The sequence below is a fragment of the Bradyrhizobium manausense genome, from assembly GCF_018129685.1.
Classification (GTDB): domain Bacteria; phylum Pseudomonadota; class Alphaproteobacteria; order Rhizobiales; family Xanthobacteraceae; genus Bradyrhizobium; species Bradyrhizobium manausense_D.
Genome location: NZ_JAFCLG010000003.1, coordinates 180,367 through 198,586 on the forward strand (window position 1 = coordinate 180,367; position 18,220 = coordinate 198,586).

Here is an 18,220-nt window from a genome sequence, read left to right on the forward strand (position 1 = left end):
GATCGCATGATGGAGCTGTCCCCATGAAACTATCCGGCAAGGTCGCCGCCATCACCGGCGCGGCGCGCGGCATCGGCAAAGCCTGCGCAAGGAGATTCCTCGATGACGGCGTCAAGGTCGTCATCTCGGATGTCGATGCCGAGGGCCTCGCCGCAACGGCCGCCGAACTCGGGCGACCCGACGCCTTGCGCACAATTGTCGGCAATGTCGCCAGGCGCGCCGACGTGGATCAACTGGTGGCGACCGCCGCGAAGGAATTCGGCCGGCTCGACATCATGGTCAACAACGCCGGCGTCGCGCGCAACCGGGATTTCCTGGAGATTTCTGAAGAGGAATTCGACGAAATCATCGGCATCAACCTGAAGGGCGCGTTCTTCGGCGTCCAGGCCGCGGCGAAGCAGATGATCGCGCAAGGCGGCGGCGGGGTCATCGTCAACATGTCCTCGGTGAACGCGCTGCTGGCGATCCCGGCGCTTGCGACCTACGCCATGTCCAAGGGCGGCATGAAGCAGCTGACATCAGTTGCGGCCGTCGCACTCGCCCCGCACAACATCCGTGTTGTGGCGGTCGGCCCGGGCACGATCCTGACCGACATGGTGGCGTCGTCGATCTACACCTCCGAGGAGGCCCGCAAGACCGTGATGTCGCGTACGCCCGCCGGCCGTGGCGGCGAGCCGAGCGAGGTTGCTTCCGTCGTCGCGTTCCTCGCCAGTGACGATGCGTCCTACATCACCGGACAGACCATCTATCCCGATGGCGGCCGGCTGATCCTGAACTACACGGTGCCGGTGAAGGACAAGTAGGGGGCGGAAGGTCGCCCCACACCACGTGTCATCGCCCGGCTTGACCGGGCGATCCAGTACTCCGAGACGCTTTTGATTGAATCGAGAGGCCGCGGCGTACTGGATGCCCCGCCTTCGCGGGGCATGACAGCTGTTGTTGTGCAAGGAGTTTGCCTCTCACTCCGCCGCCGCCGTCATGCCGTAACCCAGGCGCTTCGAGATGTCGCCGGCACAATCGCGCAGGGCATGAGCGATCGGGCTGTCCCAGCGCGCGTCGAACGTGCCTTCCGGTCCCATCGCGGTGATGACGAGTGCGACATGGCCGGCATGATCGAAGACCGGCGCCGAGAACGCGTTGACGCCGGGCAGGGGATCGCCGAGCGCGCGGGCGAGGCCGTGCTTGCGCACCTCCGCCAGCATCTCGGCGACCTTCGCGCCTTTCACCGGTCGCTTCGGATTGTAGCCGACGCCCTGCCGATCGAGCCCGCTTGCGAGCGCGGCGTTGATCGTCTTCTCCGGCAGGAAGGCCGCGAAGGCGCGCCCCGTGGCGGTCTCCAGAAGCGCCATCACCGATCCCGCGCGCATCACGATGTGCACGGGCTGGCCCGGCTCTTCCAGCTGCACCACGGTCGGGCCATGTGTGCCCCAGACCGCGAGCGAGACGGCGTGGCCGATCTGGCTGGCGAGGCTCGCGATCTTCGGCTGCGCGATGCGGACGCCCGAGAGGCGGCGCAGGCTGATCAGGCCGAGCTCCAGCGCAAGCGCGCCGATCTCGTAGCGGCCGGTGGTCTCGTCCTGCTCGATCAGGCCGATGCGCGAGAAGCTGGCGAGATAGGGATGCGCCTTGGCTGGCGCCATGCCGGCCTCACGCGCGAGATCGCGCAGCATCATCGGCTCGCCGCACCTGGCGAGCGCGCGGAGCAATTCTCCGCCGACCTCGATCGACTGAATGCCGCGGCTTTCTCTCTTCATGCGCCTCCGATGCGCCTGGCTTACGCCGTGTCGCGCCCGGCGGCGCTGTCGGCAAGGTGTCGCCCGGCAATGTAGCCGAAGGTCAGCGCCGGCCCAAGCGTGATGCCGGCGCCCGGATAGTTGCCGCCCATGATGCTCGCCATGTCGTTGCCGGCGGCATAGAGCCCGGGAATCACCCGGCCCTCGGCGTCGAGTGCCCGCGCGTTCTCGTCGGTGACGATGCCGGCATAGGTGCCGAGATCGCCGATCACCATCTTGATGGCGTAGAACGGGCCGTTCTCGATCGGCGCGATGCAGGGATTGGGGCCGTGCATGGCGTCGCCCTGGTAGCGGTTGTAGGCCTTCGAGCCTTTGCCGAACGCTGCGTCCTGGCCTTGCGGCGCGGTCGCATTGAATTGCCTGACCGTGTCGGCAAAGGCTTTTGCATCAATGCCTGCTTTCGCCGCAAGCGCCTCCAGCGTGTCGCCGCGCATGAGATAGCCTGTCGCCAGATGGTGTCCGAGCGGCATCGGGAAAGGCGGCACGCAGCCGAGGCCGTATTTGCGCAGCGTCTTGTGGTCGCAGACGAGATAGGCCGCGATCTCCTCGCCGGGCTTTGCGGCCTTGACCATGGCCTGGACGAAGTCGTGATAGGAATTGCCTTCATTGGCAAAGCGCCTGCCGTCGCGCATCACCGCGATCACGCCGGGCTTGGCGCGGTCGATGAAATGCGGCATCACGCCCTTCGAGCCGTCCTTGCGCGTCGTCAGCGACACCGGCACCCACGCCGCCGCGTTCGGCAGGCGATCCTCGACATGTCCGCCGGCGCTCTCCGCAAGACGCAGGCCGTCGCCGGTGTTGCCGGTCGGTCCCGGCGAAAAATGCTCGGCGCCGGTCGGCGCATGTGGAAACATCTTTTTGCGCCGTTCGACATCATGCGGAAAGCCGCCGCAGGCGAGCACGACGCCTTGCCGCGCCCGGACGCGCACGTCGCGTCCCTCACGCGACACGATTGCGCCGGTGACGGTGCCGTTCTCGACCGTCAGCTCGCGCACCGGCGAGGACAGCCACATGGGAATCTTCAGGTCCTGCGCGGATTTGGCGAGGCGTCCTGCGAGCGCATTGCCGTTGGTCAAGGTCATGCCGCGGCCATGGCGCAGCACGTCCATCAGATGCCGCGACAGGCGCTTTGCGACGTAGACCGCCGAGGTCAGCGACTTCGTCGCGCGCATGAAATGGATGATCTCCTTGCCTGACCCCAGCATCATGCCGAACACCGTGAGCTCGGGCAGCGGCATGCCCAGCGTCTTGATCTGCTCGCCAAGCTCGCGGCCGTCGAACGGGCGCGTCACCATGGAGCGGCCGCCCTGCGCGCCGCCGGGCGCTTCGGCGTGATAATCCGGAAACACCAGCGGCATGTCGAAACGCAAGGACGTTTTGGTGGTGAAGAAATCCACCGCCTCGGGGCCTGCGCTGAGGAACGCATCGACGCGCGCCGCATCGAAATTGTTGCCGGCCTCGTGGCGCAAATAGGTGCGGGCCTGCTCCGGCGTCTCCGCGATCCCGTAGGCCTTGGCCAGCGACGTGCCGGGAATCCACAGCCAGCCGCCGGAGCGGGCGGTGGTGCCGCCGAAGCGCGGCTCCTTCTCGACGATCAGCACGTCGAGGCCGCGGTATCGCGCGGTGATCGCTGCCGACATGCCGGAGCAGCCCGATCCGGCCACGAGCACATCGCACTCGTAAGTCTCGTCTGCGTGATGCTCGTTGCCGGTCATCAGGGCCTCACTTCTTCAGCAGCGGACATTTGGACTCGGAGACTGGACGATAGGCGTCCTCGCCCTTCACCGTCTTGATGATGTCAAGATAATCCCAGGGCTCCTTGGACTGCTCGGGCGTCTTCACCCTGGCGAGATACATGTCGCGGATGACGCGGCCGTCCTCGCGCAATTTGCCGCCGTGAACGAAGGTATCCTCGATCGGCAGCTCGCGCATCTTGGCCATGACCCTGGCCGGATCGTGGGTGCCGGCGGCCTTGATGGCCTTGAGATAATGCAGCACCGAGCCATAGACGCCGGTCTGGATCATGGTCGGCATCACATTGGTGCGCGCGAAGAATTTTTTCGACCACGCACGGGTCTGCTCATCCATATTCCAGTACGACGCTGTGGTCATGTAGGTGCCCTGCGCGGCCTTCAGCCCGATCGCGTGCACGTCGGTGTCGAACATCAACAGGCCGACCAGCTTCTGGCCGCCCTGCACCAGGCCGAATTCGCCGGACTGCTTGATGGCGTTGTCGGTGTCCTGGCCGGCGTTGGCGAAGGCGACGACGTCGGCCTTCGAGCTCTGCGCCTGCAGCGCGAACGATGAAAAATCGGCCGTGTTGGTCGGATGCTTGACGCCGCCGAGCACTTTGCCGCCCATCTCGTTGATGAAGCGCGTCGCATCCTTCTCGAGCTGCTGGCCGAAGGCGTAGTCCGCCGTGATGAAGTACCAGGATTTGCCGCCTTCCCTAATCACGGCGGAGGCCGTCACCTTGGACAGCGCATAGGTGTCGTAGGTGAAATGCACCGTGTTCGGGCTGCACAGCTCGTCGGTCAGCGAGCTCGCGCCGGGGCCGGAGAGGAGGGCGATCTTGTTGCGTTCGCGCACCATGTTGTGCACGGCGATCGCGATGCCGGAATTGGGGATGTCGACGACGGCGTCGACCTTGCTGTTGTCGAACCAGCCACGCACGATATTGACGCCGACATCGGTCTTCATCTGGTGGTCGGCGCTGATGATCTCGATGGGCTTGCCGAGTACCGTCGGCCCGAACTCCTCCACCGCCATCCTGGCCGCTTCGACCGAGCCGGGTCCCGAGTTGTCGCGGCCCCAGCTCGACAGATCCGTCAACACGCCGATCCGCACCACGTCGTCGGAGACTTGCGCGTTCGCGACTGTGGTCATGACAGCCGTCGTCAGGGCCGCGAGCGTGGCGCAGGCCAAAAGCCCTCTCATCGAAGTTTCCTCTCCTTTATGGGCCGCTTGGCGCGGCGGGTTGTTCTAAAGGCAAGTTAGATATTAGCGAATAAGTTTGTCAATGGCGAATCAATGGCCCGTTGTCGTCCCGGCGAAGGCCGGGACACATACCGCGCGATCTCTCGATGCCGAACGGTCGCAGTACCGGAGCATGAGTTCTCGCCAAACTCCTCCCTTTGGTGATGGGTCCCGGCCTTCGCCGGGACGACGGTGCGGAGGCGGCGGTGCGAGAATCTCGCATCGTGATCACGGACAGAGGTGATGCCCCCACAAGTTGCAACCATCACCATGATTGGCCATGATGCATTCGGAATCTTTTTGGGGCTGAAGGCGATGACTGTAGCAACGGGGATCTCCGGCGAAACGGAGCGATCGACGACGGCGCATGTGGTGTGGGCGAGTGCGCTCGGCACCGCGATCGAATGGTACGACTTCCTGATCTACGGCACGGCCGCAGCCCTCGTGCTCAACAAGCTGTTCTTCCCGAGTTTCGATCCCTTCGTCGGCACGCTGGCGGCATTCTCCACCTATGCGGTCGGATTCGTCGCGCGGCCGATCGGCGGCGCCATCATCGGACATTACGGCGACCGGGTCGGCCGCAAGACCATGCTGGTCGCGACCATGATCGCGATGGGGCTCGGCACCTTCCTGATCGGCTGCCTGCCGACCTACAGCCAGATCGGCGTCTGGGCGCCGATCCTGCTCGTCATCCTGCGCTTCATCCAGGGCATTGGTCTGGGCGGCGAATGGAGCGGCGCGGTTGTCATGGTGGCCGAGCACGCCGGCGTCAGGCGCGGTTTCTATGGCAGCCTGGTGCAGATAGGTTTCCCCGTCGGCGTCGCCGCCTCCACCGGCATTTTCGGGTTGATGACGCAGCTGCCCGAAGCCGACTTCCTGAGCTGGGGCTGGCGCGTGCCGTTCCTGATCAGCATCCTGCTGGTCGGCATCGGCTTCATCGTGCGGCTCAAGCTGGCGGAGACGCCACACTTCAAGGAATTGGTCGAGCGCAAGGACGTGCTGGCGCAGCCGGTGTGGGACGTGCTGCGACGCGACTGGCGCAGCTTCCTGCTGGCGATCGGGATCACGGTGTCGGAAGTCGGGCTTGCTTATCTGCTCACCGTCTTCGTCGTCGCCTATGCCACGGCAAAGCTCGGCATCTCGCGCCAGGTGATCCTCAATGCGGTCGTCTACGCCGCGCTCGTCGAGTTTGCGACGTTGCCGCTTGCCGGCTGGCTCTCCGATATTTTCGGTCGCAAGGCGCTTTATCTTGCCGGCGGCGTGTTCACGGTCGCGCTGGCGTTTCCGCTGTTCTGGTTCCTCGAAACAAGAGAGCCGGTGCTGATCACGCTCGCGCTCGTCGTGACGATGACGCTGACGCATGCGCTGCTGTTCGGACCCAAGGCTGCGTTCATGCCAGAGCTGTTCCGCACCCAGGTGCGCTACAGCGGCGCGTCGCTCGGCGCGAATGTCGCAGCAGCGCTGAGCGGCGGCTTCTCGCCGCTGATCGCGACGGCGCTGCTCGCCTGGGCCGGCTCCTACTGGCCGGTCTCGCTCTACATCATCGGGCTCTCGATCATCACCATCATCGCGACGCTGATGACGCCGGAGACCGCGCGCGACACGCTGAGATCGTGAGAGCCGTTGCTATTGCTGACCGAGGATCTTCTTCGCTGCGCGTAGATGCGGCCTGTCGATCATCTGGCCGTCGAGCCGCAGCGTTCCGGAGTGCGGATTGCCGGCGAAGGCCGCGATGACCTTCTCAGCCCACTCGCGCTCGGCCTGTGTCGGGGTGAAGGCGGCGTTGACGATGTCGACGTGCTTTGGATGGATCAGCGCCTTCGCGGAAAACCCGTCGCGTCGGGCCGTCCGCGTTTCCTGCTCGAGGCCCGCGAGATTGTCGATGTCAGTATAGACAGTGTCGATCGGAGCCACTTCCGCGGCGGCCGCCGCCATCAGGCAGAGATCGCGCGCGAGGCGATAGGGGCTGTGGAACACGCCGCCGCTCGCTTTCTCGGTGGCCCCCAGTGACGCCGAGAGATCTTCAGCGCCCCACATCAGGCCGGCGAGGCGAGGGGAGCAGCCCTTGTAGGTGCCGAGGCCGAAGATCGCGCTGGCGGTCTCGGTCGCGACACAGACGATGCGGGTGGTGCCGACCGCGACGCCGGAGGCAGCTTCCAGAGCTTCGAGCCAGGTCGCGACCTGGCGCACGTCGTCACCGCCTTGCGATTTCGGCAGCACGATGCCGTCGGGTCTGCCCAGCATCACCGCGGCGAGATCGGTCAGCGTCGCGCCGGTGTCGAGCGCGTTGACGCGGACATAGAGCTGGTGCGGGCCGGGACGGCTCTTCAGCATCGCCAGCGTCAGCCCGCGGGCCTCCGCCTTCTTCTCGGCGACGACGGAATCCTCGAGATCGATGATCAGCGCGTCGGCTTTGCCTTCGCTCGCCTTCTCGAATTTGCGCGGGGAATCGCCCGGCACGAACAGCATCGAACGCATCAGACCGGCCTCACGGAAGAGTCCTCGAAACAGAGCCCGACCATCGCGCTTTCCTCCTGACGAAATAACGCGCGTTTGCACCGGCGCGTCGCATGAGCTTAGGCATGATACACGCACTTGACAGACAAATTCTCGTCTATCTACTCAGTTTTCGAAGCCAACGAATGCAAGCGAGGGCGGGACAACACCATGGATTTCGCGCTCACCGATCAGCAGGAAGCCATTCGCGACGCCATCGCAAAGATCTGCGAAGGCTTTCCCGATGCCTATTGGCTGAAGAAGGACCATGACGGCGGCTTCCCGCATGATTTCCACAAGGCGCTTGCCGATGCCGGCTGGCTCGGGATCTGCGTGCCCGAAGAGTATGGCGGCTCCGGCCTCGGCATCACCGAAGCTGCGATCATGATGCGGACCATCGCCGAGTCCGGCGCCGGCATGTCCGGCGCCTCCGCGGTGCACATCAACGTGTTCGGTCTCAATCCCGTCGTCGTGTTCGGCACCGAGGAGCAGCGTAGGCGCATGCTGCCGCCGATGATCGAGGGCCGCGAGAAGGCGTGTTTCGCCGTCACCGAGCCCAACACCGGCCTCAACACCACGCAGCTGAAGACCCGCGCCGTCGTCAAGAACGACCGCTACATCGTCAACGGCCAGAAGGTCTGGATCTCGACCGCGCAGGTCGCGCACAAGATCCTGCTGCTGGCGCGCACCACGCCGTTGGAAGAGGTGCGCTCGCCGACCCATGGCCTGAGCCTGTTCTATACCGATTTCGACCGCAACAAGATCAAGGTCCACGAGATCGAGAAGATGGGCCGCAAGGTCGTCGATTCCAACGAGCTGTTCTTCGAAGACTTCGAAATCCCGATGGACGATCGGATCGGCGAAGAGGGCAAGGGTTTTCAGTACATCCTCGAAGGCATGAACCCCGAGCGGATCCTGATCGCAGCCGAAGCGGTCGGTCTTGGCAAGATCGCGTTGGCGCGCGCGAGCGAATACGCCAAGACGCGCGTCGTGTTCAACCGTCCCATCGGCAAGAACCAGGGTATCCAGCATCCACTCGCGGTGAACTGGGTCGAGCTGGAAGCGGCCTGGCTGATGGTGATGTCGGCGGCCTGGCAATATGACAAGGGCATGCCGTGCGGCGCTGCGGCCAATGCCGCAAAATATCTCGCCGGCGAAGCCGGTTACCATGCGTGTGAGCAATCCGTGATGACACATGGCGGTTTCGGCTACGCCAAGGAGTTCCACGTCGAGCGCTATTTGCGCGAAAGTCTGATCCCGCGCATCGCGCCGGTCAGCCCGCAGCTCGCGCTCAGTTTCATCGCGGAAAAGGTGCTGGGCCTTGCCAAGTCGTACTAAACGTTTCTATTCGGTGGCGATCCGCTCCATCGCCATGGCGCGGAGCTTGGCGCGCTGGATTTTGACGCCATTGGCGCTGTCGGTAACCGGGAATGCATCGACGACGTAGATCCGTGCCGGCAGCTTGTAGCTGGCAAGCCGGTCGCGCAGGCGCGCGACCAGCGTCTCCTGCCGGGGTGCTGCTCCAGCCGGAATGACGAGGGCGACGCAGCGCGCCTGGCCTCTCAGCTCGACCGCGACGACCTGGGCGTCGGCCACGCCGGCACAGGACTTGAGCTCGTCCTCGATCTCGCCGGGCGCAACCAGGAAGCCGCCGAGCCGCATCGCGTCGCCCGCACGGGTCTCATAGACGAAGGCGCCGCCGCGCAAGCGGCCGATGTCGCCGGTGCGGAAGAAGCCATCCGCAGTGATCGCCTCACGCGTCGCTTCCGGATTGTTGAAATACCTAAGGAAGCGCGACGGCGCGCTGATCTCGATCTCACCGGAGACGCCCTGCGCCGCAAGCTCGCCGGTCTCGGTATCGCGCACGCGGACCTGTGCGTCTGATGACATCGGCCAGCCGCCTCCCTCGATGCGCTCCGCGAACGCATCGGTAGGGCGGGCAATCGAGAACAGCGCCTGCACCTCGCTTGAGCCATAGAGGCCGAACAGCGGCAGGCCGCGCGCTTCGGCTTCCGCAGCCAGTTCGCGCCAGCCGGGCTGGAACGCGGCGAAGCCGCAGACTTCGAGATGGGGGAATGGCCGCGGCGCATCTGTCAGCGCAAGAATGCGGCGGAACATCTCGTCGGAGCCGAAAGAGTGCGTGATCTTGTGCTCGCTGAGGATCCTCAGCGCCGGCGCAGCCTCGAAGGCATCGAGCACGTGGATGGTCGCACCGGCGGCAATGAAACCGAGCAGGCTCGTCATGCCAAACGTGCCGCAGAACGGCAGCATCGCCAGCAGCTGGTGACGCTGGGGGGAGAGCTGCAGCGCTTCGGCCACGGCCTTGGCGTGGGTCGCGAGCGTTCGCTGCGAATGCGCAACCAGCTTCGGCCCTTTGGTCGTGCCGGATGTGGTGTAGAGCAGCACGGGCAGGTTGACGTCATCCTGGGCGGGAGCCGGCGGATCGGACGTTTCGAAGGCATCGAAGCGCTTGCAGGGCCATTGTGCCGCGATCGCATCCGCACCGACCACCGCGACCGCTTGCAAGGCGGGGACGTCAGTTTTGGCGATGCCGGCGAGAATGGACGCGAAATCGGTCGAGCGAAACGCCGCCTCGACCACCAGCAATTTTGCGCCGGACAGTTTCAGGAGATGCGCGACCTCCGCGCTGCGATAGCGTGTATTGACGGCGGCGACGATCGCACCCAGCCGGGCTGCGGCAAACAGCAGGGCGATCCATTCGACCCGGTTGACCAGCCAGACCGCGACGACATCGCCCTTGCCGATATCCTGCGCGGCCAGCCAGGCCGCCGTCCGCTCGATCTTGCCTGAAAACTCGGTGCGCGAGACGGGCTGGCCGTCGAACATGAAGGCGCGACCGGCAGCGGTCCGCGATCCAATCAGCGATTGCAGTGAAACATCGTCGGCATGCATGGCAACCGGAGTAACCCGATCGCGCAGACGTGTCTACTTGGTGCCGAACATCCGATCGCCGGCATCGCCAAGACCCGGCACGATGTAGCCGTGATCGTTGAGCCGTTCATCGATCGCTGCGGTCCAGATCGGCACGTCGGGATGCTCGCTCTGGAACTGCGCGATGCCCTCGGGTGCGGCCAGCAGGCAGACGAAGCGGATGTCGCGGGCGCCGCGGTTCTTCAGCAGAGAGGCGCCGGCGCAGGCCGAGTTGCCGGTCGCGAGCATCGGGTCCATCAGGATCACGGTGCGGTCGGACAGGTCCTGCGGCGCCTTGAAGTAATATTCCACAGCCTGCAATGTCTCGGGATCGCGGTAGAGCCCGATATGGGCGATACGGGCCGAGGGCATCAGCGCCAGCATGCCGTCGAGGAAGCCGACGCCCGCGCGCAGGATCGGCGCCAGCGTGAGCTTCTTGCCGGCGATCTTCGGCGCCTGCATCGGGGCGATCGGCGTCTCGATCTCGACCAGCTCCAGCGGCAAATCGCGCGTCACTTCGTAGCCGAGCAACATCCCGATCTCGTTCAGGATCTCGCGAAAGCTCTTGGTGGAGCGGTCCTTCTCCCGCATCAGGGAAAGCTTGTGCTGGACCAGGGGGTGGGCGACGACGTTGACGCTGCTTGTGCTCATGCATCCGATCTAACACGGTTCCTGGAAACCGCGCCAGATCGGCCCCCGCGTTTTCCGCAAGGAGCAGGCGGCCTAGCCGGGCGGTGCCGCCGCCGTTCGCGCCAGGTTGCTTGCCTCGTAGGCGGCCATGGTCAATTCGGATCTAGACGCCGATTCCTCGTGCGGCAAGCGTAATCACGATCGTCAGGACTGCGCCCCAGACCAGGCTCAGCGCCATAGTCAGGATGGTCGTGGCCGCGTGCTCGAGATGTCCTTTGAGCAGCTGCATGCTAGCCATTCGAGGCGGTCCCCGCCATGAGGCGCAGACCGAGCAGAAGCGTGGCCATCAACCCAAGCAACAGGACGATCTTGAGTTCGATCATGCGCGTGACCTCGCGGCGAAGCGCGCAAAAAGCCGTTTGACTTGCGCCGCCAGACTGATCAGCGGATTGCCCCGGTTTTCGATGTCGAGCTCAAAAGTCCCGGTCGGAAACACCAGCGCGCACCGTGCCGGTGCGCTATGACGATTGGCGAAATCGATGGCCGAGCTCTTGAACAGGAAAAGTCCGCCGATGCGGCCGTTCGCCGCGCGGGCGACCCAGAGGCCCGCCTGGTTGCGGCCGATAAAGAAGGCGGGGATCGAAGCGCTGACGACATCGGGATCGAGCGAAAGCGTGGCGATTTGCACCGGCCGGATCTCGGACCGGTGGTGCGTCGTTTGAAGAGCAATCGCGGCCATGGCGGCCTCCTCACACATCTGCAAGGTCATGATGACGCCCTCAAGCGTGCAGGTTCCAGACGAAGACTGCGGTCTTCAGCGCAATGAGTGCCGTGAGCACGCCGCCCATCGTGAGCACCGCCAGCGCGCGTAGCGCGACGCGCTTGAGCCGGGTCTTGCGTGTCCCGGAGATCAGAGTGGGGCGTTCAATCCAGTTGGAGGGCCGTTCAAAGCCCTGGGTCAGCATCGACATGTCGGTCGTCCTTGTCCGCGGGGCGACGAGACGGTCGCCCCGATTTGCCGCTTATGATGCGCATTGCAGCATAGGAATGCGAGACGGGCGGCGGCGCGGCGATATAGGCGCGCCATAAAGGCACCTTCTATGCGCCGACCTCGTCGATCAGCTCTTCGTCGGCGATCGCCGCGAAGGCCCGCACCACCTCGCGCCGCGCGGCTGCGTCCAACGGGACGATCGGCAGCCGTGTATCTGCGGACATCAGGCCGAGCACGCTCAGCCCATATTTGAGCGCGGCCGGGCTTTCCCTGGAGAGGCAGGCGATCAGCGGGAGGAGGCGCTTGTGCAGATAGCGCGCCGTTTGCAGGCGGCCCTGCCTGACTTGCGCGAAAATCGTGCGGCAGAGATCCGGCGCAATGTTGGAGATCTCCGAGATTGCGCCGTCGCCGCCTCCGGCGAGGTAGCCGAAGCTGGTGGCGTCGTCGCCGGACAGCAGGCGAAAGCCCGCCGGCAGCAGCCGGCCGAGGCGCATCGGCCGGGTGACGTCGCCGCTGCCATCGCGCAAGCCCACGAACCGACGGGACTCGACCAGACGCAGCAGCGTCTCGTCGGCGAGCGGGCGCAGCGTGCGGGAGGGAATGTCGTGCAGGATCACGGGCAGTCCGGTCGAGGCGGCGATCGCGCGGAAATGCGCGAGCATCCCCTCCTGCATCGGCTTGTTGTAGGACGGCACCGCACACATGACGGCGTCGGCACCGGCCGCCTCCGCGCGCCGTGCGAGCTCGACGGCGCGGCTGGTCGCATTCGACATGGCGCCCGCGATAATCCGCGAGCGACCGCGGGCGACGTCGACCGCGGTGCGAATGACGAGCGTCTGTTCGGCTGGCGAGAGCGTTGGTGCTTCGCCCGCCGTTTCGCAAACCACGAGCGCGGGAACACCCGCCGCGATCTGGCGCTCGCATTGCGCGGCGAACGCCTTGAGATCGACACTATCAGACGCATCGAACGGCGTCGGCAGATCCGGAATGAAACCGGTAAACCAGGCCGAGGGAGGGATGAACATGATTGTCTCGCCTGAAGGCGCGGCTCAGGCGGCGCGCTGCGAGACGCTGGGGTTCTTGCCCATGTCGAGCTCGATCTCGCGCGGCAGTTCGACGATGGTCTCGGCATGCTGTCCGTTTTCGGACAGCGCGTATTTGATGGCCTGGGCGCGGCTGACGAACAAGCCGCCATAGAGCCCGTTCTGCTCCTGCGCGATCCATTGTCCGCGGTGGTTCTGCCCGATAAAGACTATGCTTGAGAGGGAGCTGCACGAGGGAGGTTCGACGAGTTTCACGGAGATATTCCTTCCAATTGACATGCGCTGCGGGAATCTCGTCCCGTCATCGCCCGATCAATATCTTTGTCATTGGATAGGATTTCGAGAGAGAGCGCGCAGCGATCTCATAGGAGCGGCATAAGGCTCCGCGCCAGGCCGAAGATCCGCTTAGCTGAAATTCTCGCAAGACGCCGGCTCAAAGAGCGGATCCCGGGCGGGACGCACGTTGGGAACGCTCGGACGGGGTGCTTCCACGGCGAGTGCCTGGACCTCTAGGAAAGCAGACATCAGCGCGATTGCAAGCTCGCCATGGCATCCCTCGACAGCCGCGTCGAGCCAGTCCGGCAGTTCGCGTTCACGCGAGAGCGCGCAATGCCACTCGCCTTCATCGTAGGCGATACGGCGGACGTGCCATAGCGGCAGTTCCAGTTCCATCAATGCCAGCGCAGCATCGACCCAGGCCTCCGCGTCGATCAGTCGGGCGAGGCGAGCGGTGCGCTCGGACGGTCCGAGCGAAGGAAAGCGGCGGCAGGCCTGGTCGATGATCTCGCGCATCAACGGACCGCTCATGCCTTGCGCATTGCGCAGGCGGTCGCCGAGGGAGGCGGTATCGTATTTCCGGAAAGCAACGGTCATGTCAGGCCTGCTGGAAGTGGCGTCGGTCAGTCGGCCGGCCTCTCCAGGATGGCGGCATGGGCATTGGAAAACGAGATGGGGACAGGGCCCGCGATATAGGAATCTCATAAAGACGGGGCTCGTGCTTGAGGGACATGACGCGCCGCCGGCGACCCCGCCCTTTATGGGATTCCTATAACTTCGCCATAGCCCCCGTCTCGAAAACCTATGTCCGTGGTGGCACTTCAATGCGGTGAAAGTCCCGGTCGGCAACTGCTGCACATGCGTTACGCTTGATCCAACGCAAGCTGCCTGCCGGGGAACAGAGACATGGTTGCCGCTCGAACAGAGCGCAACGAGGAGTTTTCCGATGATGGACATTCTCATGCTGGCGCTGGGCTTCGGCTTCTTCGCCCTCGCGATCGGCTACACTTACGCCTGCGAACGACTGTAACGGAGCGAACCATGATCTTCGATTATGCGCTCGCCGGTGTCGTCTCGTTCGGCCTCCTGGTCTACCTCACCTATGCGCTGCTGCGGCCGGAGCGGTTCTGAGCCGTGCTGCTACTTTGTCGAACTGCCGCCGGCCGACGCTGTGTTCGCCGGCTGCCTGCTTGTGGCGCTGCAGCTGCGGCGCTGGCGGATACCAAGCCTGAAGGGTTGATTCCATGACTATGATCGGTTGGCTCCAGATCATTCTTTACTGCGTCATCATCGTCGCGCTGACCAAGCCGCTCGGCTGGTACATGACGCAAGTCTTCAACGGCGAGAAGACATTTCTCTCGCCGGTGCTGCGCCCGATCGAGGCCGGCATCTACTGGGTCTCCGGCGTCGACGAGAAGCGGGAGCAGCATTGGCTGACCTACACGGTCGCCATGCTGCTGTTCCATGTCGGCGGCTTCCTCATCATTTATGGCGTGATGCGATTGCAGGCCGTGCTGCCGTTCAACCCGGCGGGGCAGGGCGCGGTCGCGGAGGATCTGTCCTTCAACACCGCGATCTCCTTCATCACCAACACCAACTGGCAGAACTACGGAGGCGAGAGCACGATCTCCTATCTCGTACAGATGCTGGGCCTGACCCACCAGAATTTCCTGTCTGCGGCGACCGGCATCGCGCTTGCGGTGGCGCTGATCCGCGGCTTCTCGCGCGCATCGATGCGCACGGTCGGCAATTTCTGGGTCGACGTCACCCGCTGCACGCTCTATGTGCTGCTGCCGATCTGCGTGGTCTACACGCTGTTTCTGGTCTCGCAGGGCATGCCGCAGACGCTCGGCGATTATGTCGAGGCTACCACACTGGAAGGCGCTAAGCAGACCATCGCCGTCGGCCCGGTCGCCTCGCAGGTCGCGGTCAAGATGCTCGGCACCAATGGCGGCGGCTTCTTCAACGCCAATGCCGCGCATCCCTTCGAGAACCCGACCGCGCTGTCGAATTTCGTTCAGATGATCTCGATCTTCGCGCTCGGCGCGGCCCTGACCAATGTGTTCGGCCGCATGGTCGGCAATCAGCGCCAGGGCTGGGCGATCCTGTCGGTGATGGGCGTGCTGTTTATTGCCGGCGTCGCCGTCACTTATTGGGCGGAGGCCGACGGCACTTCGACGCTCCATACGCTCGGCCTGACCGGCGGCAATATGGAAGGCAAGGAAGTCCGCTTCGGCATCGTCGCGTCCTCGCTGTTTGCCGTGATCACCACCGCTGCGTCGTGCGGCGCGGTCAACGCCATGCATGACAGCTTCACCGCGCTCGGCGGCATGATTCCGCTGATCAACATGCAGCTCGGCGAGATCATCGTCGGCGGCGTCGGTGCCGGCCTCTACGGCATGCTGCTGTTCGTCGTGCTGGCGATCTTCGTGGCGGGCCTGATGGTCGGCCGCACCCCGGAATATGTCGGCAAGAAGATCGAGGCGCGCGAGGTCAAGATGGCGATGCTCGCGATCCTGGTGCTGCCGCTGATGTATCTCGGCTGGACCGCGGTCGGTGTGGTCTATCCGGCGGCGGTGGCCTCGATGGCCAATGCCGGCCCGCACGGCTTCACCGAGGTGCTCTACGCCTTCACGTCGGCGACCGGCAACAACGGCTCGGCCTTCGCGGGCCTCACCGGCAACACCTTCTTCTACAACCTCACGCTCGCATCCGCGATGTTCGTCGGTCGCTTCTTCATGATCGTGCCGGCCATGGCGATCGCGGGTTCGCTTGCCGCCAAGAAATCCATTCCGCCATCGGCGGGGACGTTCCCCACGACCGGCGGACTGTTCGTCGGCCTCGTTGTCGGCGTGATCCTGATCATCGGCGGCCTCACCTTCTTCCCGGCGCTCGCGCTCGGCCCCATCGTCGAGCATCTCGCGATGAACGCCGGCAACCTCTTCTGATTGTTGGAGTGACCTCCATGGAAACCATGAAACTGCAAAAGCGCGCCTCGGTCTCGGCGATGCTCGATCCCAGGATCGTCGTACCCGCGATCCGCGCGTCGTTCACCAAGCTCGATCCGCGGCTGATGGTCAGGAACCCCGTGATGTTCGTGGTCGAGATCGTGGCCGCGCTCACCACGGTGATCTTCCTGCGTGACCTCGTCACCGGCGGCGCAAATCTCGGCTTCACCTTCCAGATCATCCTCTGGCTCTGGTTCACTGTGCTGTTCGCCAATTTCGCTGAAGCCGTGGCCGAAGGGCGCGGCAAGGCGCAGGCGGATTCGCTGCGCAAGACCCGCACCGAAAGCCAGGCCAAGCTCCTGAATGGTGCAGGCCAGGACTACAAGCTCGTGCCGGGCACGAGCCTGAAGGTCGGCGACATCGTGCTGGTCGAGGCAGGGGATACCATCCCGTCCGACGGCGAGGTGATCGAGGGCGTGGCGTCCGTCAACGAAGCCGCCATCACCGGCGAATCCGCCCCTGTCATCCGCGAGTCCGGTGGCGACCGGTCGGCAGTGACCGGCGGCACCCAGGTGCTGTCCGACTGGATCCGTGTCCGCATCACGGCAGCCCAGGGTTCGACCTTCATCGACCGCATGATCAAGCTGGTCGAGGGCGCCGAGCGGGCCAAGACCCCGAACGAGATTGCGCTCAACATCCTGCTCGCCGGCCTCACCATCATCTTCGTGTTCGCCACCGTCACCATCCCGAGCTATGCCGCTTATGCCGGCGGCTCGATCTCGGTGGTCGTGCTGGTCGCATTGTTCGTGACGCTGATCCCGACAACCATCGGAGCTCTGCTCTCTGCCATCGGCATCGCCGGCATGGATCGTCTCGTTCGCTTCAACGTGCTGGCCATGTCCGGCCGCGCCGTCGAGGCCGCCGGTGACGTCGATACGCTGCTGCTCGACAAGACCGGCACCATCACGCTCGGTAACCGCCAGGCGACCGCGTTCCGCCCCGTGCGGGGTGTGACGGAGCAGGAGCTGGCGGACGCCGCCCAGCTCGCCTCGCTTGCCGACGAAACGCCGGAAGGCCGTTCGATCGTCGTGCTGGCGAAGGAGAAGTATGGCATCCGTGGCCGCGATATGGCCGAGTTGGGCGCGACCTTCATCCCGTTTACGGCCCAGACCCGCATGAGCGGCGTCGATGCCGGCGGATCGTCGGTCCGCAAGGGCGCGGTCGATGCGATGCTCAACCATGTCGGCGGCGGCGCGCCGCTGGCCGTGGCGTCCGGCAATACGGCTCGGGCCATCCAACCTGCTGCGCTGTCGGATATCGGTCGCGAGATCCAGACCATCGCGGACGAAATTGCGAAGGCCGGAGGCACGCCGCTTGCGGTTGCGAAGGACGGCCGTCTGCTCGGCGTCATCCAGCTCAAGGATATCGTCAAGGGTGGCATCCGCGAACGTTTCGCCGAGCTGCGTCGCATGGGCATCCGTACCGTCATGATCACCGGCGACAATCCGATGACGGCAGCCGCGATTGCGGCGGAAGCCGGCGTCGACGATTTCCTGGCGCAGGCAACCCCCGAGGACAAGCTCAAGCTGATCCGCGACGAGCAGGCCAAGGGCAAGCTGGTGGCCATGTGCGGCGACGGCACCAACGATGCGCCGGCGCTGGCGCAGGCCGATGTCGGTGTCGCCATGAACACCGGCACGCAGGCCGCGCGCGAGGCCGGCAACATGGTCGACCTCGACTCCAATCCCACCAAGCTGATCGAGGTGGTCGAGATCGGCAAGCAGCTCCTGATGACGCGTGGTGCGCTGACGACCTTCTCGATCGCCAACGACGTCGCAAAATACTTTGCGATCATCCCGGCAATGTTCCTGGCGTTCTATCCGCAGCTTGGCGTGATCAACGTCATGAACCTGTCGAGCCCGCAGAGCGCCATCCTGTCGGCGATCATCTTCAACGCGCTCATCATCATCGGCCTGATCCCGCTGGCGCTGAAAGGCGTAGCCTATCGAGCCGTCGGTGCCGGTGCGTTGCTCCGCCGCAACCTGTTGATCTACGGGCTCGGCGGTATCGTCATTCCCTTCATCGGCATCAAGGCCATCGACCTCGTCGTTGTCGCCTTGCACCTGGCCTAACCCC

18 protein-coding genes are annotated in these 18,220 nt (G+C 64.7%); 6 read left to right on the forward strand and 12 right to left on the reverse strand.

Translation table 11 applies throughout. From position 1 onward, the window contains the following. The first annotated feature begins 23 nt into the window (after positions 1 to 23). A complete protein-coding gene (locus JQ621_RS11215) occupies positions 24 to 803 on the forward strand; it encodes an SDR family NAD(P)-dependent oxidoreductase (RefSeq protein ID WP_212234631.1) in 780 nt (259 codons plus the stop codon). 156 nt (positions 804 to 959) lie between these two features. Here JQ621_RS11215 and JQ621_RS11220 read toward each other — a convergent pair whose 3' ends face one another. From JQ621_RS11220 to JQ621_RS11230, 3 genes are read right to left on the reverse strand one after another with little or no spacing between them, the layout of a single operon-like run. Then, positions 960 to 1,754, reverse strand: coding sequence for an IclR family transcriptional regulator (locus tag JQ621_RS11220; RefSeq protein ID WP_212234633.1), 795 nt, complete (start codon positions 1,752 to 1,754; stop codon positions 960 to 962). Between the two features lie 20 nt (positions 1,755 to 1,774). Then, positions 1,775 to 3,508: an FAD-dependent oxidoreductase gene (locus tag JQ621_RS11225; RefSeq protein ID WP_212234635.1), complete on the reverse strand. Its 1,734-nt coding sequence runs from the start codon at positions 3,506 to 3,508 to the stop codon at positions 1,775 to 1,777. 7 nt (positions 3,509 to 3,515) lie between these two features. Further along, positions 3,516 to 4,730, reverse strand: coding sequence for an ABC transporter substrate-binding protein (locus JQ621_RS11230; protein WP_212234637.1), 1,215 nt, complete (start codon positions 4,728 to 4,730; stop codon positions 3,516 to 3,518). 354 nt (positions 4,731 to 5,084) lie between these two features. On the opposite strand from JQ621_RS11230, the gene JQ621_RS11235 reads away from it, so the two are divergent. Next, positions 5,085 to 6,386 carry an MFS transporter gene (locus JQ621_RS11235; protein WP_212235022.1) on the forward strand — a complete coding sequence of 434 codons (1,302 nt, stop codon included), beginning with the start codon at positions 5,085 to 5,087 and terminating at the stop codon, positions 6,384 to 6,386. Positions 6,387 to 6,395: 9 nt separating this feature from the next. Here the strand turns inward: JQ621_RS11235 and JQ621_RS11240 are convergent, their stop codons facing one another. Beyond that, a complete protein-coding gene (locus JQ621_RS11240; protein WP_212234639.1) occupies positions 6,396 to 7,247 on the reverse strand; it encodes an HpcH/HpaI aldolase/citrate lyase family protein in 852 nt (283 codons plus the stop codon). A 189-nt stretch (positions 7,248 to 7,436) separates the two neighbouring features. Between JQ621_RS11240 and JQ621_RS11245 the strand changes: the two genes are divergently transcribed. Continuing rightward, positions 7,437 to 8,603, forward strand: coding sequence for an acyl-CoA dehydrogenase family protein (locus JQ621_RS11245; protein ID WP_212234641.1), 1,167 nt, complete (start codon positions 7,437 to 7,439; stop codon positions 8,601 to 8,603). Between the two features lie 6 nt (positions 8,604 to 8,609). Here JQ621_RS11245 and JQ621_RS11250 read toward each other — a convergent pair whose 3' ends face one another. From JQ621_RS11250 to JQ621_RS11280, 8 genes are all read right to left on the reverse strand, one after another. Continuing rightward, the gene (locus JQ621_RS11250; RefSeq protein WP_212234643.1) at positions 8,610 to 10,178 is read right to left on the reverse strand and encodes an AMP-binding protein; all 1,569 of its coding nucleotides are present in this window, start codon (positions 10,176 to 10,178) and stop codon (positions 8,610 to 8,612) included. Between the two features lie 33 nt (positions 10,179 to 10,211). Further along, positions 10,212 to 10,847 carry a uracil phosphoribosyltransferase gene (gene upp, locus JQ621_RS11255; RefSeq protein ID WP_212234645.1) on the reverse strand — a complete coding sequence of 212 codons (636 nt, stop codon included), beginning with the start codon at positions 10,845 to 10,847 and terminating at the stop codon, positions 10,212 to 10,214. 142 nt (positions 10,848 to 10,989) lie between these two features. After that, positions 10,990 to 11,124 (reverse strand): hypothetical protein, encoded by a 135-nt coding sequence (locus JQ621_RS35770; RefSeq protein ID WP_283813178.1) that lies wholly within the window; start codon positions 11,122 to 11,124, stop codon positions 10,990 to 10,992. A gap of 81 nt (positions 11,125 to 11,205) precedes the next feature. After that, positions 11,206 to 11,565, reverse strand: coding sequence for a hypothetical protein (locus tag JQ621_RS11260; RefSeq protein ID WP_409334219.1), 360 nt, complete (start codon positions 11,563 to 11,565; stop codon positions 11,206 to 11,208). Between the two features lie 40 nt (positions 11,566 to 11,605). Then, on the reverse strand, positions 11,606 to 11,797 hold the full coding sequence (locus JQ621_RS11265) for a hypothetical protein (protein ID WP_212234655.1): 192 nt from the start codon (positions 11,795 to 11,797) through the stop codon (positions 11,606 to 11,608). A 127-nt stretch (positions 11,798 to 11,924) separates the two neighbouring features. Continuing rightward, positions 11,925 to 12,842, reverse strand: coding sequence for a 4-hydroxy-tetrahydrodipicolinate synthase (gene dapA / locus JQ621_RS11270; protein ID WP_212234657.1), 918 nt, complete (start codon positions 12,840 to 12,842; stop codon positions 11,925 to 11,927). Between the two features lie 24 nt (positions 12,843 to 12,866). Then, positions 12,867 to 13,115, reverse strand: a complete 249-nt coding sequence (locus JQ621_RS11275) for a hypothetical protein (protein WP_212234659.1) — start codon at positions 13,113 to 13,115, stop codon at positions 12,867 to 12,869. Between the two features lie 150 nt (positions 13,116 to 13,265). Further along, complete coding sequence (locus tag JQ621_RS11280; protein WP_212234661.1) at positions 13,266 to 13,733, reverse strand: hypothetical protein; 468 nt, start codon at positions 13,731 to 13,733, stop codon at positions 13,266 to 13,268. Positions 13,734 to 14,177: 444 nt separating this feature from the next. Here JQ621_RS11280 and JQ621_RS11285 point away from each other — a divergent pair, with 444 nt between their 5' ends. The 3 genes from JQ621_RS11285 (at position 14,178) to kdpB (ending at position 18,216) form a co-directional block, all read left to right on the forward strand. Continuing rightward, entirely contained in the window at positions 14,178 to 14,267 is a 90-nt protein-coding gene (locus JQ621_RS11285) for a K(+)-transporting ATPase subunit F (protein WP_212234662.1), read from the forward strand. Between the two features lie 113 nt (positions 14,268 to 14,380). Then, positions 14,381 to 16,084, forward strand: a complete 1,704-nt coding sequence (kdpA, locus tag JQ621_RS11290; RefSeq protein ID WP_212234664.1) for a potassium-transporting ATPase subunit KdpA — start codon at positions 14,381 to 14,383, stop codon at positions 16,082 to 16,084. Between the two features lie 17 nt (positions 16,085 to 16,101). Beyond that, a complete protein-coding gene (gene kdpB, locus JQ621_RS11295) occupies positions 16,102 to 18,216 on the forward strand; it encodes a potassium-transporting ATPase subunit KdpB (protein ID WP_212234666.1) in 2,115 nt (704 codons plus the stop codon). Positions 18,217 to 18,220: the final 4 nt, after the last annotated feature.

Excerpts from the sequence above, each read along its gene's own strand:
- JQ621_RS11225 (WP_212234635.1), bottom strand. The coding sequence starts at position 3,508 with ATGACCGGCAACGAGCATCACGCAGACGAGACTTACGAGTGCGATGTG.
- JQ621_RS11265 (WP_212234655.1), bottom strand. The coding sequence starts at position 11,797 with ATGTCGATGCTGACCCAGGGCTTTGAACGGCCCTCCAACTGGATTGAA.
- JQ621_RS11260 (WP_409334219.1), bottom strand. The coding sequence starts at position 11,565 with ATGGCCGCGATTGCTCTTCAAACGACGCACCACCGGTCCGAGATCCGG.
- JQ621_RS11215 (WP_212234631.1), top strand. The coding sequence starts at position 24 with ATGAAACTATCCGGCAAGGTCGCCGCCATCACCGGCGCGGCGCGCGGC.
- dapA (WP_212234657.1), bottom strand. The coding sequence starts at position 12,842 with ATGTTCATCCCTCCCTCGGCCTGGTTTACCGGTTTCATTCCGGATCTG.
- kdpA (WP_212234664.1), top strand. The coding sequence starts at position 14,381 with ATGACTATGATCGGTTGGCTCCAGATCATTCTTTACTGCGTCATCATC.
- JQ621_RS11280 (WP_212234661.1), bottom strand. The coding sequence starts at position 13,733 with ATGACCGTTGCTTTCCGGAAATACGATACCGCCTCCCTCGGCGACCGC.
- upp (WP_212234645.1), bottom strand. The coding sequence starts at position 10,847 with ATGAGCACAAGCAGCGTCAACGTCGTCGCCCACCCCCTGGTCCAGCAC.
- JQ621_RS11220 (WP_212234633.1), bottom strand. The coding sequence starts at position 1,754 with ATGAAGAGAGAAAGCCGCGGCATTCAGTCGATCGAGGTCGGCGGAGAA.
- JQ621_RS11230 (WP_212234637.1), bottom strand. The coding sequence starts at position 4,730 with ATGAGAGGGCTTTTGGCCTGCGCCACGCTCGCGGCCCTGACGACGGCT.
- JQ621_RS11245 (WP_212234641.1), top strand. The coding sequence starts at position 7,437 with ATGGATTTCGCGCTCACCGATCAGCAGGAAGCCATTCGCGACGCCATC.
- JQ621_RS11250 (WP_212234643.1), bottom strand. The coding sequence starts at position 10,178 with ATGCATGCCGACGATGTTTCACTGCAATCGCTGATTGGATCGCGGACC.
- JQ621_RS11235 (WP_212235022.1), top strand. The coding sequence starts at position 5,085 with ATGACTGTAGCAACGGGGATCTCCGGCGAAACGGAGCGATCGACGACG.
- JQ621_RS35770 (WP_283813178.1), bottom strand. The coding sequence starts at position 11,124 with ATGGCTAGCATGCAGCTGCTCAAAGGACATCTCGAGCACGCGGCCACG.
- JQ621_RS11240 (WP_212234639.1), bottom strand. The coding sequence starts at position 7,247 with ATGCGTTCGATGCTGTTCGTGCCGGGCGATTCCCCGCGCAAATTCGAG.
- JQ621_RS11285 (WP_212234662.1), top strand. The coding sequence starts at position 14,178 with ATGATCTTCGATTATGCGCTCGCCGGTGTCGTCTCGTTCGGCCTCCTG.
- kdpB (WP_212234666.1), top strand. The coding sequence starts at position 16,102 with ATGGAAACCATGAAACTGCAAAAGCGCGCCTCGGTCTCGGCGATGCTC.